We start from the raw sequence: 257 nt of genomic DNA on the forward strand, positions 1-257 counted from the left end.
ACGACGACCGCGCGGACAGTCAGGTGCGCGAACAACTGGTGTCGAGCGTGACGGTGTGGCGCGCGGCGCTCACCCGCGCGATTTCGCAGGCAATGGAAGAAGGGCATCTGCGCGCGGACACCGATCCGCAACTGATGCTTTTCGAACTGTATAGCTTCACGCTCGGCTTGCATCATGACGCACGCTTCCTGCATCTGCCCGATGCCGTGCGCCTGACGTGGGCCGCGCTGGAAAAACTGATTGTTTCGTATCAGAGC

The 257-nt window shown here is 61.5% G+C and carries 1 protein-coding gene; it reads left to right on the forward strand.

The annotated features are described in order from the left end of the window. The coding region (locus SB753_RS39000) for a TetR family transcriptional regulator C-terminal domain-containing protein (protein WP_410805411.1) at nucleotides 1–257 on the forward strand (257 nt) is incomplete at both ends.

This window comes from Paraburkholderia sp. SIMBA_053, assembly GCF_046534895.1.
In the GTDB taxonomy this organism is placed as follows: Bacteria; Pseudomonadota; Gammaproteobacteria; order Burkholderiales; family Burkholderiaceae; genus Paraburkholderia; species Paraburkholderia caledonica.